Genomic DNA, 14,146 nt, shown 5'->3' on the forward strand with positions numbered 1-14,146 from the left:
TTCAAAAATAGAAAAAAAAGCTTAACTTTGAACAGTAAAAGATATGAAACGAGAATGTTATTTGATCAGAAGGGTGGGATGGATATGAGCGTGATAAACAAGGAGCAGGAGCTTATTCATCAAATAAAAAAATTGAAACGGCAATTAACTATAGCTAATAGTCGGGTCAAAACAGCCAAATACGGACTTGTGTGGATGGAAGTACCTGAAGCCTTTGATGATGAATCTGAAAATCAATTGCCAGTCATAGAGGAGATTAAAGAAAAGTCTATCCGGAATAAGGATAAAAAACCGACACATATTCTTATCGAAGGAGATAATTATCACGCATTGACTTGTCTGAACTATACACATAGAGAAAAAGTAGATATTATATATATAGACCCTCCTTATAATACTGGCTCGGATGGATTCAGATACAGGGATAAAAGGATACTTGAGAAATTCCCGGATGGTTCCGACGTACCCAAAGATCATCCTTTAAGGCATAGCTACTGGTTGTCATTTATGAATAAACGTCTGGAGTTAGCATACAATCTGTTAAAGCCGGAAGGTGTTATATTTATCTCGATCAATGAAGAAGAATATGCGCAATTGAAGTTGTTGTGCGATCGCATTTTTCAAGCGTCAAACTACATGACTACCTTTACTGTCAAAGTAAGGCATGAAGATAGAATTCTTAAGGGGGATAAAGATTATCATGAGATTACGGAACAGCTGTTACTATACAGGAAATCCCCCAAGTTTAAGTCAATAAAAAGATTTCAGGATAATACTTCCATTGAGAAATATGTATATACGGTTGAGGAATTAATTGATAACCCGGAGCAAACCACACTGGGTTCAAAAGTAGTCTCTGTATTTAAACCGGGTGAATATAGAATTATCAAATCAATGCCTTCCGCAGATAAGTTTCAAAAAATCAATATCCGGGGATCGATAAAGGAGGGGAACAGTTCGGGACGCTTTCATATGAAATATCTGGAAGAAAGGAATAATATGTTCGGTTATTTATATAAAGTACCCGATATGGGAGGGGATATGTATGATTACAGGTATTTTCTCACACGGGAATCGGCAATTAAAGTAAACGGTTTCTACTTTCAGGGAATTCCTCTGAATAGAAAAGAAGTAAAAGGGGTGCCCTATCCTAATTATATGGATTTTGAAGAAGCTTTTAATAATGTTGGCTATGAAGGAGGAGTCGAATTTAGGAACGGGAAAAAGCCCGTCGATTTCCTGAAATTCATATTTTCGATAGGATCTTCGAATAAAGAGGCGGTTATACTGGATTTTTTTGCCGGAAGTGGTACTACGGGGCACGCAGTGATGGAGCAGAATTATATTGATGGAGGCAAAAGACAGGTAATATTGTGTACCAACAACGAGAATAATATCGTGAATGAAGTGACCTGGCCCCGAATTAAAAATGTTATTCAAGGTTACTCCCTGAGTAAAAATCAAAAAGAAATATTATATGAGGTTACTTTGAATACTAAATTGTTGTTTGATAATACTGTGATCCAAACTGCCAGGGAACGCTTTTTCTCACAACAATATAAGTCCCGGTATGATGAAATAAAAGAAGAGGTAAGAAAAAATAAATATACTATTTATGGTATTATTAAAAAAGGCCACAAAATACCGGGCCTGGGTAATTCTCTGAAGTATTATAAAACTTCATTTGTTAAGAATAATGATATTCTATCCGTTTCGGATGAAGAGAAAGTGATTTAAAAAAATATACCACCTCCTTATAAATTATTCTCACTATTATTTTTAAAATTAATTTTAATTAAATGCATAGACCTCTGTTTGTTGGGTAAAAAGTTATATTATATATTTGCTCCTTAAAGAGAGGTGGGTATTTCTAATTATTTGTATATTATTATGCGGAGAAACAATAAATTACAATTATATCATGAGAATAAAGATTGTTTACTTGTATGCCGTTGTTGTTATGGGCAGCGTCCTTATCCGCACAATTCCGTCCCGGGGAAGGGTAGGGCCTATTTGTCGGGAAGTAGCCCATTAAACCTCCTACTAATAGGTCGACTGCAACCGTTTCGGTAGGGTATTTCTTCTGAAAATTCCGGTGGCATGACTCTTGTTTAATTGAATTTGTATCAATAAATATTTATAATAAATTTATTATTTCGCATGAAAACAAACGGACTTATTTTCTTAGTAATCCTGCTGGCCGGTATGATTATTTTACCGGGTTGCGGCAGTACAAAAGGGTATCAGGGAACAAAACTGGAGTCTACAGACCTTGTCCGTATACACCAGGGTGACCATAAACTGAAGATAAAAGGGAAGAAAACTTCCGAATCAGCGCTCCTTATAAAAGTGGATACGGTTTCGGTGGGTAGTTACATGAAAGGCTTTCCAAAATATACCGATGTATTACCGGGTGAAAGAACCGTGGAAATACGCCATTTCCAGCAATGGAAAGATAAAACCGCTACGGCAGGAGCTATGTTCGGGTTGATCGGTGCATCCATTGCAGAATCCAACAATCCGCACACGCATTATAAACTCACATTCACAACAGAGAAGGGAAGAGAATATACTCTCTTGCCCGTAACGGATGAATCTACCGGAACACCTCTGTTCTACGTGATAGATGCTGTAGCCAATGATACTATCAATCCTCGGGTCGTCCAAATAGAAAAGAAGAAAAAATAAACTTTCGTGCCATATTGACAAAACGCCTCCTTGATCATTTCGGAAATATCGGATGGAGCAATATCTTCAAGATGTTTTTAGATGAAATAGATGTTCGTTTTGGAATAATGGCTATTTTTTTGGATAATAGAAAATAAACGTTACTTTTGCAATTGTTTCGTCTTTTTCAGTTGATTTTTGACAAAAAAAGAATGAATAATATGTTTATACGATACAATAGTGACTGTTGCTTTACCTCACATATGGCAATGTGTTGTTGTATGGCTATGGCATGCCACTGCTGTTGTATCGGATAAAAAATACCGTTTATAAAGGAAGTTGAAGCTCCTCCGATACAGTTTCGGGGGAGTTTTTTGTTATAAAAAAGTGTAAGTTCAAAGAAACAATATACTTAAAAAGTTACTGATATGTCAGGAAAAATAGAATTCTTATCAAGAACCGGAGAACAGACGAAAGCGATCCACGCAGGGGAATTTCCCGATCCTGTGACCCGGGCTTCTTCTCCCAACTTAGTGATGTCCACAACCTTCGTGACCGATGCCGATTCCGGATTTTCGGCAGAGAATATGGAAAAAGATGATATATGGATGTACTCCCGTTGGGGGAACCCGACCGTGCATCAATTGGAAGTAAAGCTGGCTGCCCTGGAAGAAGCGGAAGCAGGTATTGCTTTTGACAGTGGTATGGGAGCGATCTCCGCGCTGCTGTTCCATATATTGAAGAGCGGTGATCATGCCATTGTGAGTGATGTGGCCTATGCGGCTCTTTCGGAATTGACCAATGAGATGATTCCCGGGTTGGGCATCGGGATCACCAAAGTAGATACTTCTGATCTGTATGCGATTGAAAAAGCGCTTCAATTCAATACCCGCCTGATCTATATTGAAACACCCTGTAATCCGTTACTTCGTTTAACCGATATCACGGCTGTATCAGAGATCGCGCATAGTGCGGGAGCAAGATTAGTTGTAGATTCAACCTTTGCCACCCCAATGGCTACCAAACCATTGACATTAGGCGCAGATTTTGTAATTCATTCACTTACCAAATATCTGGGAGGGCATGGTGATGCATTAGGTGGAATTATATTGGGGGAAAAAGAAGAACTGTTTTCACTACGGAAAAAGACGGCAATACGTTTGGGCGGAGTATTGAGCCCGTTCAATGCCTGGTTGATCTTAAGAGGATTGGCTACCTTTCCGATACGTATGCGCGTGCATCAGGAGAATGCGTTAAAATTGGCTATCTATCTTGAGCAACATCCTAAGGTGAAGCGTGTGATTTACCCCGGATTACCTTCCCATCCTCAATATGAGCTTGCCAGCCGCCAGATGAAAAATTTTTCGGGAATGATCACGTTTCAGGTTTTAAACGGGAGAGAGACGGCACAGACGTTGGCGGAAAGACTGCAGATCATCCATTATGCCGTTTCATTGGGGCATCATCGCTCCCTGATTTTTTATATGGATAGTGAGAATCTGCAACAAACATCTTTCCGCCTTGATACTTCCCGACAAGTGGATTCCTGGAACGAGTTTGCCGGAGAAGGTATTTTCCGTTTTTCCGTCGGCCTCGAGGATGCGGACGATCTGATTGCCGATTTAGAGCAGGCATTATTATAAATTACTGAAAAAGGGGCGGAGGACTGACAGAATAATACTTTACGGGCCGATTCAGAGTAAGTTTTTAATATGGTTAATCGATATGTCAGGTCGGTTCGTGTGGTTTTCAGGGGAACTCAATCCTAAAGCGGGTGCCGTTCTTATCAGATTGTACCGATATTTTTCCTTTATGCCGGATAACAATCTGCCGGCAAAGACTGAGGCCGATACCGGATCCGTGTGCCTTTGTCGAGTAGAACGGGATGAATATCTTATCTATTGCTTCGGGTGAAATACCTTGCCCGTTGTCCGAAACTGTGATCTCTATCTTATCACCCACCATTTCCGCTTTCACCTCTATTTTTTCTTCGGATAGTCCGCTACAGGCTTCATGGGCATTTTTCAACAGGTTGATCAGCAATTGCTCCACCATGATCTTATCGGCATTTAGGATCAGTTGTGTAGGGTAGACGTAATAAGAGAAATCGATGCCGTTGGAAGAGGTCAGTTGTTGTATCGATTGGAGCAGGCCGTGCATCAGGATAGGTTGCTTAACGGGTTGCGGCAACCGGGTAAGTGTCCGGTAGTTCTCCACAAAGGAGAGTAATCCTTTGCTTCGCCGGTGGATCGTCTCCATGGCTTGTTGCATGATCCGGTATCTTTCCGGATCGGTACCCTCTGAAATTTCCTGTTCGCTGAGCGTTTCCGACAAAGAGATAATCGGAGCGATACTGTTCATGATCTCGTGTGTAAGCACGCTGATCAGTTTTTGCCACGCTTTGGTCTCGGCTTCTTCCATTACGGAGTCGTGCGTGCGGGTCCGGAATGTTTCCAACGCTTCGTTCATCTCCTGCATCAACAGGTTCAGTTCATCGTTGGAACGATTACCGGGAAAATGGGTGGAGAAATCGGAGTGGCGGATGCCGCCTATCATTCTTCCTATGCGTTCTCTCAGGTTTTTCCGGTCGTAATAGAGGGATACCGCCAATATAATGATGCTCATCAACACTAAAATGGATGAAAAATAGTATTCCTGCCAGAAAAGCCATCCGCCAGCAAGCGATAACAGCACTATGGTTACTATTTTGCTGAGGAAGATATGTTTGGATTGGATGTGCATGGTCGTTGGGGCATTATACCGGAGCTGCAAAGGTTATTGAGCGCCGAGTTTTTCGATTTTCCGGTAGAGTGTAAAACGGGAGATACCCAACAGTTCCGCTGCCCGGTTCATGTTACCGCCGCTTTGGCTGAGCGCTTTCTCGATAGCTTCTCTTTCTAATTGATCGAGATTCAGGTTGTCGGCTTTCGATTTCCGGTAAGCGGCCGATTTCAGCATAAAGTCATCCGGAGTAAGCGTAAATCCCGAAGCAAGGATCACCGCCCGTTCTATCGCATGTTGCAATTCACGCACGTTTCCGGGCCAGTTATATTCACGGAGTTTTTTCATTGCCTGTCCCGAAATATTCCGGATATCCTTTTTGTATTTTTTCCTGTAGCGTTGCAGAAAATGTTCGGCAAGCAGGTCTATATCCCTTCCCCGTTCCCTGAGAGGGGGAATATTCAGTTCGATGGTGTTGATACGGTAGAGCAGATCCTGACGGAACTCCCCGTTGGCGACCATTTCGTGGATATCCGCATTGGTGGCGCAGATAAGGCGTACGTTGATGGAGAGCGGCATCGTGGAACCCAAACGGGTGATCTGCTGTTTCTCGATGGCCGTCAGGAGTTTTGCCTGCATGCCGGGTGTCAGGTTACCGATCTCGTCCAGGAACAGCGTCCCTCCGGAAGCAATTTCAAAACGCCCCTGTTTCTCTTGTCTGGCATCGGTGAACGCCCCTTTCTCATGCCCGAAAAGTTCGCTCTCGAACAGTTGTCCGGGGATGGTCCCCAAATCGATATGTACAAACGGTTTGTCCGTACGGGGAGAGCAACAGCAGAGCAGGTTGGCGATCATATCTTTCCCCGTACCGTTTTCACCGAGAATAAGGATATTGGCGTCGGTATCCTTCAACTTATCGATGGTTTCGAAGAGTGATTGCATGGCCTCGCTCTCGCCGATGATCTCAGGTACGCTCCTGTTGCTCTCAAAGGCCGCCACTTTCTGTTTCAGGTGTGTGACTTCGGTACGGCTTTTCCGCAGCTCTATTGCCGAAGAGACGGTTGCCAGTAATTTTTCCTTTTCCCACGGTTTGGGGATAAAATCGGTTGCCCCTGGTGATACGTTATGGTGGTGATTTTTTACCTAAGAGTCACATCAGGCAGATATCTGGGGAAAGGAGCGACACTAAAGAAAGATATTCGATTTACCAGTTTGAGATTTTTGGTCCCGAATTTGTTGAGTTTTTGATATAAAAATAACGGAAGGACGGAATATTCATGAAGGGGAGAGAAATGTATATTTAATAAACCAAACCGCCGATCGCCTGTTAGCCACCCTGGACTCAACAGGCATAAAAAAAGTCAATGACGTGCCTGTAGTCGGAGTAATCGAGGATATGTATATTGATTCTCCGGTGGTGCCTGTTTTCCCTTCTGTATATGTAATGTCGGATCGGCAACCGTGGGAAGCACAGGGGGAAAGCACTAAATTTTATGCGTACAAATACACGAAAGAATCGCGATATGCTACCGAAAAAGAGATCAAGCGGATAGCGACGGAGGATGTCGGAAATCGTTCTTCTACTATTTTAAATATGGAGGAATTATACGCCGAATACACCAAATCTGAACGCTATTTGCTTATCCTGTTGAGTATAATGACCGCGGTAGCGATTCTGATAGCTGTTTTTGGGGTGTATTCAATAGTTACTCTTGCGTGCAACCGGCGACGGAAAGAGATCGCCATCCGAAAAGTAAACGGGGCAAAAGCATGGGAGATTTTCCTGCTCTTCTTCCGGCAATACTTTATGGTCACGATGCTCTCGTGCATCGTGGCATTCCCGATTGGAATGTACATTATGCAACGCTGGTTAGAACAATATACACGAAGAATATCTATGGAGTGGTGGATTTTCGCCGGAATATTCCTCCTGGTCGTGCTGGCGAGCATCTTTTCCCGCGTCCGCCGGGCAGCAAGAGAGAATCCGGCGGAAGTGGTTAAGTCGGAGTGATATAATGTGCCAATGTGTCGATATGCTGATATGTATCGTCCTGAAAGTTGTTTACAAGGGACTTATTAAATACTGATTATAGTTTGTAAAAAATAGTTTTAATTCTGGCATAGGTTTACAGAGCCGTCGAGATGCGGCATAACGAATAAGTAAATGAAAATGACAATCCGTACATTAAACCGGTTCCGTTTATACACGCTAGTGAATATCCTGGGCATGGCATTAAGCCTGGGCTGCGTTATCCTTATTGCCCGGTATGTGCACCAGGAGACGACGGTGAATCATTTCGCGACTGATCTGGAGCGAACCTACCTGATGACCGAAGAGGATCAAAACGGACAACGCACCTACCGCGGAGCCCGTGATTGGGATCAAGACGGCGATTACCTCGACCCGTTGAGTCACGAAGCAATCGAATGTTTCTCGGTCTTTATTCCTTACGAGGAAGATCATATTTATGGCCCGGTTTGTCCCAGGAAAACAAGAAGAGGCGGTGGCTTACCTCTCGAACCTTTATAAAGAGATGAACGATAATGCGGAGTTCCCTTACAGCTTGTTGGAGGATGATATTGCCCGGCTTTACGAAGAGGATAAACGTGTCAGCAATGTATATGTGTTGTTTGCCCTGTTGGCTATATTTATTTCCTGCATGGGTCTGTTCGCCCTTTCGTTATTTGATATCCGGCAACGGTACCGTGAAATTGCACTGCGCAAGGTCAACGGTGCCACGACGAGGGATATCTCGCGGTTGTTACTGAAAAAATACGTGCAATTGCTGGCCGTCGCTTTCGCGATAGCGGTTCCCGCGGCACTCGTCGTTATCCATAAATATCTCGAAGGGTTCGCGCATAAAGCACCCGTCTCGTGGTGGCTGTTCGCGATCGCCGGCGTGACGGTGGTCGCCATCTCGTTGCTCACGCTTGTATGGCAAGTACAGAAAGCAATGAAAATCGATCCCGCGAAGGTATTGAAGGGAGAATAAACATGATCGTTGTTCAAGTGACTTAAAATCATCTGGGAACAGACTTATCCCGAAGAATATTTCACGTTTACGGATGTATATCGTACATTTGTACAGCGGAATAGCAAAATTACGGAGATGTCGCATTTGCTGCAGATGTATTCGCTCATCAGCGTTCTGCTCACCTGTTTCGGGTTGTTCGGAAAAAATGAAGTAATCGTATGAAAACAAAACGGATCCAGCTACTTTTTCTCTCTGCCTTTCTGATTATGTATGTTTCGGCACAAACTACCCATCCTGTCTTGATCGAAGGCCGTATTACGAACACCACGGAAAAACAGGTGACCCTATTCATTGCAGATGAAAATGGCCTGGGTGATATCGATACCATCCCGTTACAGGAGGATGGCAGTTTTCGTTACCTCACGTATCGGATTACCATCCCGCAGAAGACGAGCCTCAGGAACAAGGATATACAGTTGAACGATTTTTTTATCGCTCCGGGATATCACCTGACAATTACAGGCGACGGAACGGATTTTCTGACGTTAATGAAATCCGCGAAAATTGAAGGGGCCGAAAGCAATCGTTACAAACTCTTACACGATTCCATCATGGTTGCCCGTATGGACAGGACACAGTGGTATGAATTGAAAGGGGACTCGTTGCTGGAATATATCCGTAACCAAAAGCATTTAACGGATTCCCTTGAAAAGGTCGTGTTTCATAAAAACGATACTACCGATCCCTATTTATCCTATTTCGGGCGAATGACCTACCTGAATAACCAATTTCAAAACCTTTATTTCCTTCTGGCCGCCGTAACCATGAAGCAACTGGAGGAGGAAAAAGCCTGCTCTTTTGCCTTGGAAACAGCCGATAAGACGATCCTGAATAATCTTTTTGAGGAAGAATACATGATTTCTGACATGTATAAAACCTGGTTCCTATCGCAGTATCGAACCTATTTGATCAATAAAGATACGGAGAATAACCCGGAGATGGAAAACACGTTGCTCTATCGACTGGAAAAAGTAAAAACCGGGTTCCCGGGAAAAGCCGGAGAATATGTGCTCTTTAACTTAATGGGAGGGAATATCGACACGAATATCAGGACACTGGAACAACTGAATACGTACCGATCGGAGGTTGAGCCGTATATAGCCTCTCTTAGCAACGAGAAATACCGACAGTCGCTAATCAGCGCCTTCGAAGAAAAAGAGCGCTTCCTGAAGCTGACACGGGTGGGGCAACCCGCACTCGGTTTCAGCCTTAAGAGCAGTACCGGTGAAACATACTCGCTGGAACATTTTCAGGGGAAAGTGGTGTACATCGACTTGTGGGCGAGCTGGTGCGGGCCGTGCAGAAAAGAGATTCCCGCGCTTCGGGCGTTCTATGAGAAGTACAAGGACGACGATCGTATTGAGATTGTCGGGATAGCCGTACACGACGGATATAACGATTGGAAAAAGGCTCTGGAAGAAGATAAACCCGAATGGCTGCAACTTCACGATGCCAATGGTGTCGTCACACAAGCTTACGAGGCAAATGCCATTCCCAAGTACATCCTGATCGATAAAAAAGGGAATATAGCGGATATGAATGCTCCAAGTCCAGGTAATAGGGAAACGTTAGTTGACAAATTAAATGCAGAATTAAACAAGTAAAATCTTTACAAAATGAAACGAGCATGAAAATCATTCTTCCCCAAGAACATGATCAAAAGCGAGTTCACTAAAGTTAGTCATTTGCTCGCTATGGCAAAGTTCAAGCAAGTTTGACTTTGCTCATTTAGCTTAAAGGAAATGTTCCATAAGATATCTTTGAAAATAAAAGTTTTAATCATATGAAAACAACAGATTATTTACTTATTGCACTGTTTGCCCTGACAGGGTTGAATATGCAGGCACAGACAAAATCAGTGGAACTGCCGCCAGCGGCATTCGCCAACACACGCTCACTGGAAATCAGCAGGGTGACTCTTTCGGACACGGCCACAGTACTTGAAATGGAGGCATTTTATACTCCCGGATACTGGATAAGGATCGTATCGGACAGCTATCTACAGGCCGAGGGGGAGAAATACATGATCCGCAGCGGTGAAGGCATCGACCTGGATTCGCTCTTCTGGATGCCCGAATCGGGCGAGGCTTCGTTCCGATTGGTGTTTGACCCCTTACCTTCACACACAGAGACATTCGATTTCATCGAAAGCGATTGCGAGGATTGTTTCAAGATCTACGGCATCGACCTGGTGCATAACCGTATGGACTTGCCCGAAATTTCCCTTCAATTCAGGGGCGATCATCAGCCGGAACCCGGATTTAAGACAACATGGCAAAGAGGGGAAACAACCGTGAGTGGCATACTGTGGAAGTATATACCGGGCACAGTCGACTGGACATTGATTTACCGCAATCCAATCACCGGAAGTGAAAATATCGTCCCTGTTGAAGTCGCCGGGGACGGCACATTCAAAACCACAATAACGGTACACAGTCCTACCAATCTTTATCTGGCATCACGAGCCGCCTATATCCCTATCAAGGTGGCTCCCGGCGAAGAATCAACCATCCTTGTCAATCTTCCGGAAATCCATCGTGCGGGCAGCCGGTTATTGAAAGAGCAACCGCCATACGGGAAGAAGTATTACTATGGAGGGTATCTTGCAGGGTTGAACAGCGATTTGACCAATGAGGACATTTCATATGCCGTACAGCTGAATTATGCCGATTCCATTGCAGATATGGATCTGAATGAGTACAAAGATTTCATAATGGATAAATACCATGAAAGTATTGAAAACAACAACGCACTGGATATCCACCCCCTTGCCAAGAAAATTGTCAATATCAAGGAAGCCGTTTCGTTACAGAATAAACTTGTATTTGCCGACTGGGAGATCATGGAGGCAAACAGGAAAAAACACAACCTATCGCAGGAAGATGCCCAAAAAGCATATACACCTGTTCAGAAGGCCGATGATTACAATGATTTCTATCAGTTGATCCCTTATAACGATATGGATATACTGATGGTGCCCGACATCTCTTATACCATACGCGGTTTGGGTTTCGCGAGGCAGGATTCAAACGACCCGTATGAAGTGGTGCGGTATTTGTCACAACACGAGGAAGTAGCCCAGGAGGACCGGGAGTTCTTAAAAAATTATCTTGCCGCTCAGGAAAAAAAAGAGGAATTTGAAGGGGAAGTATCCCTGGAATCTGTAGCTACCAAATATCAGGATCTGGCTGATCAATATGTCAAAACAGCGATAGGTGAAGGGTTCCTGTCGCGTATATGGAAAAGTGATGATGGTTTGATGCTCGACCTGATAAAAGCGCAAAAGCTGAGTACGGGCATACAGGATTTCAATCCTCTTACAGAGGAGCAAAAAGAGGAGCTTTCCGGTTTTCCGGAAGTGATCCGGCAGGTTATACTGGAGGAAAACGAGATGTTGCTGGCAAGAATTGAAGAAAACAAGAAGAAAACGGGATATACCGTGCTCAACACACCTGCGAATGCCGATGAAGAGCTGTTCGTGGAGATGATGAAACCATTTAAAGGGAAAGTGATTCTGGTGGATGTATGGGCAACGTGGTGCGGGCCGTGCCGCATGGCAAACAAGGCGATGGAGCCGCTGAAAGCGCAGTTAGCCGATGAGGAAGATCTGGTGTTTCTGTATCTGGCAGGTGAAAACTCGCCTGAAAATACGTGGAAGAATATGATCACCGATTTAAAAGGTGAGCACTACAGGGTAAATCAGGCTCAATGGGATTATCTGAGCGAGAGCCTGAATGCAAGAGGGGTTCCCACCTATCTTATCATCGACAGGGAAGGGAATCATACGTTCCACTCCGTGGGGTTCCCGGGTGCAGACACCATGAAAAGGGAACTGATGAAAGCATTGGGGAAATAGATATAAATGTGCATGGGCATTACTGACCACAGACTGCTGCTGGTACTCTTTAAAATTTGAAATAATGTTTTAAGCGAAAACTCCCTGATTAAAAGAAATCACCGTTCCACAACATCGAAAAGAATTGCAGGAGCGGCATAATAAAATTACGGAAATATCGCATTTGCTAAAGATGTAAACGAAAAATCGTATGAAGACAAAACAGATCTTCCTCATTACTCTTTTCCCTTTGCTTTTTGCATGCCAGCAGCAGGAAAAGACAAATTATCTCCCTTTCAGTCAGCAGCAGGAGCCTGAAAAAGGAAAGAAAGCAGTGATAGAGGGCAGAATCAGCAACCTTCAGGTGTACCCTCACGTGCGAAAGATACAATTGATACTACCCGACTTTTCCTTAATGGGGGAAGTGCATACTTCGCCCCTCGACTCATCGGGTGTCTTCCGATTTGAAATATACCCGGTGGCCCCGCGAGAGTTCTCGCTAACTCCCATCCAAGACAGGATGTTGATTGCTCCAGGGGATAGCTTGTATATCGAACATGATTTTGCAGATTTCATGAATACCCATGTCTCAGGAATAGGTTCGGAAGTAAATATGCAAATCATTCGATTCCGGAATGGTTATTTAGGTCGGTATTTTTTTGATTATGATACTCCTTATCTTGAATTCAAAAGCCTTTGTGATAAGCAACTGGAGGAGACATGGGAGAAGCTGAAAGTGTTTCAGGCAGACAACAACACTTCGGAGGTTTTTAACCGGTGGGCAGAAAAGCAGGTGAAGATCGATTATTTCACGGCGCTGATACACTTCCCGTATCAGTATTATTTGCGGTCACGCAAAGAGTTCACGGAGAAGGATGCTTACTATTCCTTTATTTCCGAACTGGAGCAGACCATTGATCAAACCATGATCTTGACCGATTATTTTCATGTGGTGGAGTGGTTTAATATGCTAAATTTGATTGGGGTAGATCTGGAACGGGAAGTCAAAGAGGCTCCCTTACCTCTTAAAGAAAGCATGAATTTACTTTATGAATCCACGGACAATCCCTTTTTATCCCAATTCGCGGTTGCATCGTACGTGAGCATCGAAACGAAGTCAAATCGCACGGAGACAATCGATGAAGTAGAGGAAGAGCTACACCGGATGATTACCGATCCTTTCCTGCGTGCCTCGTTGCAGGGGGAGTACAACCGGGTGAAAAAATACCAGGCTAACCCGCGCGTTTATTCGGATGCCGTGATGGGAAATAACAGGCTGAAAAGGTCCGGTGCGGGTGTTTACCCGGAAGATTCAGCTAACGTAGTGAAGCACCTTCTCGAAACAAATCGAGGTAGAGCACTCTATATTGATGTATGGGCCACGTGGTGTCGTCCCTGCATAGTGCAAATGCCGTATAGTGAAGAATTGTCCGATCACTTTGAAGGCGAGCCGATAATGTTTGTCTACCTTTGCACGGGTGATAGCCGCGAACAGTGGCAGGAAACCATTGAAAAATACGATCTATCAGGGGTGCATATCTACCTTTCGGAAAGTGAAAGGATGGATATGATGAAACGTTTCAACATCAAAGGTATTCCATACTACCTGTTATTTAACCAGGAGGGTGTTATGGTCGATTATGGCGTACACCTGCAACCGAGCATTCCCGAAACAAAAACAGCCATTGAAAAATTATTGAAATAATGGCCCGCTGCTTTTTCAGATGCCAATGTGTCCCATTGAAAACTTTTCCAGCTTACTTTTATATGATCGCTATCTTTGAATTGCGACAGTGCAGTCTCAAAATTTCTTTTTCCGATGTAACAGAAGGGACACATTACATCGCTCCATATTTCAATGTTCATTTTAGTCTTATGTATAGTTGTT

The 14,146-nt window shown here is 43.7% G+C and carries 11 protein-coding genes and 1 pseudogene; 9 read left to right on the top strand and 3 right to left on the bottom strand.

The features are described from left to right. Nucleotides 1-27: 27 nt before the first annotated feature. The 3 genes from Q0502_RS08185 to Q0502_RS08195 all read left to right on the top strand — a co-directional run bounded on the left by Q0502_RS08185 (nt 28) and on the right by Q0502_RS08195 (nt 4,310). Entirely contained in the window at nt 28-1,737 is a 1,710-nt protein-coding gene (locus Q0502_RS08185) for a site-specific DNA-methyltransferase (protein ID WP_298649469.1), read from the top strand. A 423-nt stretch (nt 1,738-2,160) separates the two neighbouring features. Beyond that, complete coding sequence (locus tag Q0502_RS08190; RefSeq protein ID WP_298649471.1) at nt 2,161-2,688, top strand: hypothetical protein; 528 nt, start codon at nt 2,161-2,163, stop codon at nt 2,686-2,688. A 407-nt stretch (nt 2,689-3,095) separates the two neighbouring features. After that, nucleotides 3,096-4,310, top strand: coding sequence for a PLP-dependent aspartate aminotransferase family protein (locus tag Q0502_RS08195; RefSeq protein WP_298649475.1), 1,215 nt, complete (start codon nt 3,096-3,098; stop codon nt 4,308-4,310). A 106-nt stretch (nt 4,311-4,416) separates the two neighbouring features. Here the strand turns inward: Q0502_RS08195 and Q0502_RS08200 are convergent, their stop codons facing one another. Both Q0502_RS08200 and Q0502_RS08205 read right to left on the bottom strand, forming a co-directional pair. Then, the gene (locus Q0502_RS08200; protein WP_298649477.1) at nt 4,417-5,409 is read right to left on the bottom strand and encodes a HAMP domain-containing sensor histidine kinase; all 993 of its coding nucleotides are present in this window, start codon (nt 5,407-5,409) and stop codon (nt 4,417-4,419) included. Between the two features lie 33 nt (nt 5,410-5,442). Beyond that, nucleotides 5,443-6,501, bottom strand: a pseudogene (locus Q0502_RS08205) (sigma-54 dependent transcriptional regulator); the annotation flags it as partial. A gap of 256 nt (nt 6,502-6,757) precedes the next feature. Here Q0502_RS08205 and Q0502_RS08210 point away from each other — a divergent pair. The 6 genes from Q0502_RS08210 to Q0502_RS08235 all read left to right on the top strand — a co-directional run bounded on the left by Q0502_RS08210 (nt 6,758) and on the right by Q0502_RS08235 (nt 13,963). After that, nucleotides 6,758-7,399, top strand: coding sequence for an FtsX-like permease family protein (locus tag Q0502_RS08210; protein WP_298649480.1), 642 nt, complete (start codon nt 6,758-6,760; stop codon nt 7,397-7,399). Nucleotides 7,400-7,552: 153 nt separating this feature from the next. Then, the gene (locus Q0502_RS08215) at nt 7,553-7,918 is read left to right on the top strand and encodes a hypothetical protein (protein WP_298649484.1); all 366 of its coding nucleotides are present in this window, start codon (nt 7,553-7,555) and stop codon (nt 7,916-7,918) included. Beyond that, nucleotides 7,857-8,381, top strand: coding sequence for an FtsX-like permease family protein (locus Q0502_RS08220; RefSeq protein WP_298649487.1), 525 nt, complete (start codon nt 7,857-7,859; stop codon nt 8,379-8,381). Before Q0502_RS08215 ends, Q0502_RS08220 begins: the two co-directional genes overlap by 62 nt. 200 nt (nt 8,382-8,581) lie before the next feature. Continuing rightward, entirely contained in the window at nt 8,582-10,027 is a 1,446-nt protein-coding gene (locus tag Q0502_RS08225; RefSeq protein WP_298649489.1) for a TlpA disulfide reductase family protein, read from the top strand. A 179-nt stretch (nt 10,028-10,206) separates the two neighbouring features. Beyond that, nucleotides 10,207-12,279 (top strand): thioredoxin-like domain-containing protein, encoded by a 2,073-nt coding sequence (locus Q0502_RS08230; protein ID WP_298649492.1) that lies wholly within the window; start codon nt 10,207-10,209, stop codon nt 12,277-12,279. A gap of 190 nt (nt 12,280-12,469) precedes the next feature. Next, nucleotides 12,470-13,963 carry a TlpA disulfide reductase family protein gene (locus Q0502_RS08235; protein WP_298649494.1) on the top strand — a complete coding sequence of 498 codons (1,494 nt, stop codon included), beginning with the start codon at nt 12,470-12,472 and terminating at the stop codon, nt 13,961-13,963. Here the strand turns inward: Q0502_RS08235 and Q0502_RS18995 are convergent. Beyond that, nucleotides 13,897-14,124 (bottom strand): DsbA family protein, encoded by a 228-nt coding sequence (locus Q0502_RS18995; RefSeq protein ID WP_366521779.1) that lies wholly within the window; start codon nt 14,122-14,124, stop codon nt 13,897-13,899. The genes Q0502_RS08235 and Q0502_RS18995 overlap by 67 nt on opposite strands. Between the last annotated feature and the right edge of the window lie 22 nt (nt 14,125-14,146).

Source organism: uncultured Proteiniphilum sp. (assembly GCF_937873925.1).
In the GTDB taxonomy this organism is placed as follows: Bacteria; Bacteroidota; Bacteroidia; order Bacteroidales; family Dysgonomonadaceae; genus Proteiniphilum.

What these genes read in the sequence shown, in the direction of transcription:
- Q0502_RS08190 (WP_298649471.1), top strand. Translation starts at nt 2,161, where the DNA reads ATGAAAACAAACGGACTTATTTTCTTAGTAATCCTGCTGGCCGGTATG.
- Q0502_RS08195 (WP_298649475.1), top strand. Translation starts at nt 3,096, where the DNA reads ATGTCAGGAAAAATAGAATTCTTATCAAGAACCGGAGAACAGACGAAA.
- Q0502_RS08200 (WP_298649477.1), bottom strand. Translation starts at nt 5,409, where the DNA reads ATGCACATCCAATCCAAACATATCTTCCTCAGCAAAATAGTAACCATA.
- Q0502_RS08215 (WP_298649484.1), top strand. Translation starts at nt 7,553, where the DNA reads ATGAAAATGACAATCCGTACATTAAACCGGTTCCGTTTATACACGCTA.
- Q0502_RS08220 (WP_298649487.1), top strand. Translation starts at nt 7,857, where the DNA reads ATGGCCCGGTTTGTCCCAGGAAAACAAGAAGAGGCGGTGGCTTACCTC.
- Q0502_RS08225 (WP_298649489.1), top strand. Translation starts at nt 8,582, where the DNA reads ATGAAAACAAAACGGATCCAGCTACTTTTTCTCTCTGCCTTTCTGATT.
- Q0502_RS08230 (WP_298649492.1), top strand. Translation starts at nt 10,207, where the DNA reads ATGAAAACAACAGATTATTTACTTATTGCACTGTTTGCCCTGACAGGG.
- Q0502_RS08235 (WP_298649494.1), top strand. Translation starts at nt 12,470, where the DNA reads ATGAAGACAAAACAGATCTTCCTCATTACTCTTTTCCCTTTGCTTTTT.
- Q0502_RS18995 (WP_366521779.1), bottom strand. Translation starts at nt 14,124, where the DNA reads ATGAACATTGAAATATGGAGCGATGTAATGTGTCCCTTCTGTTACATC.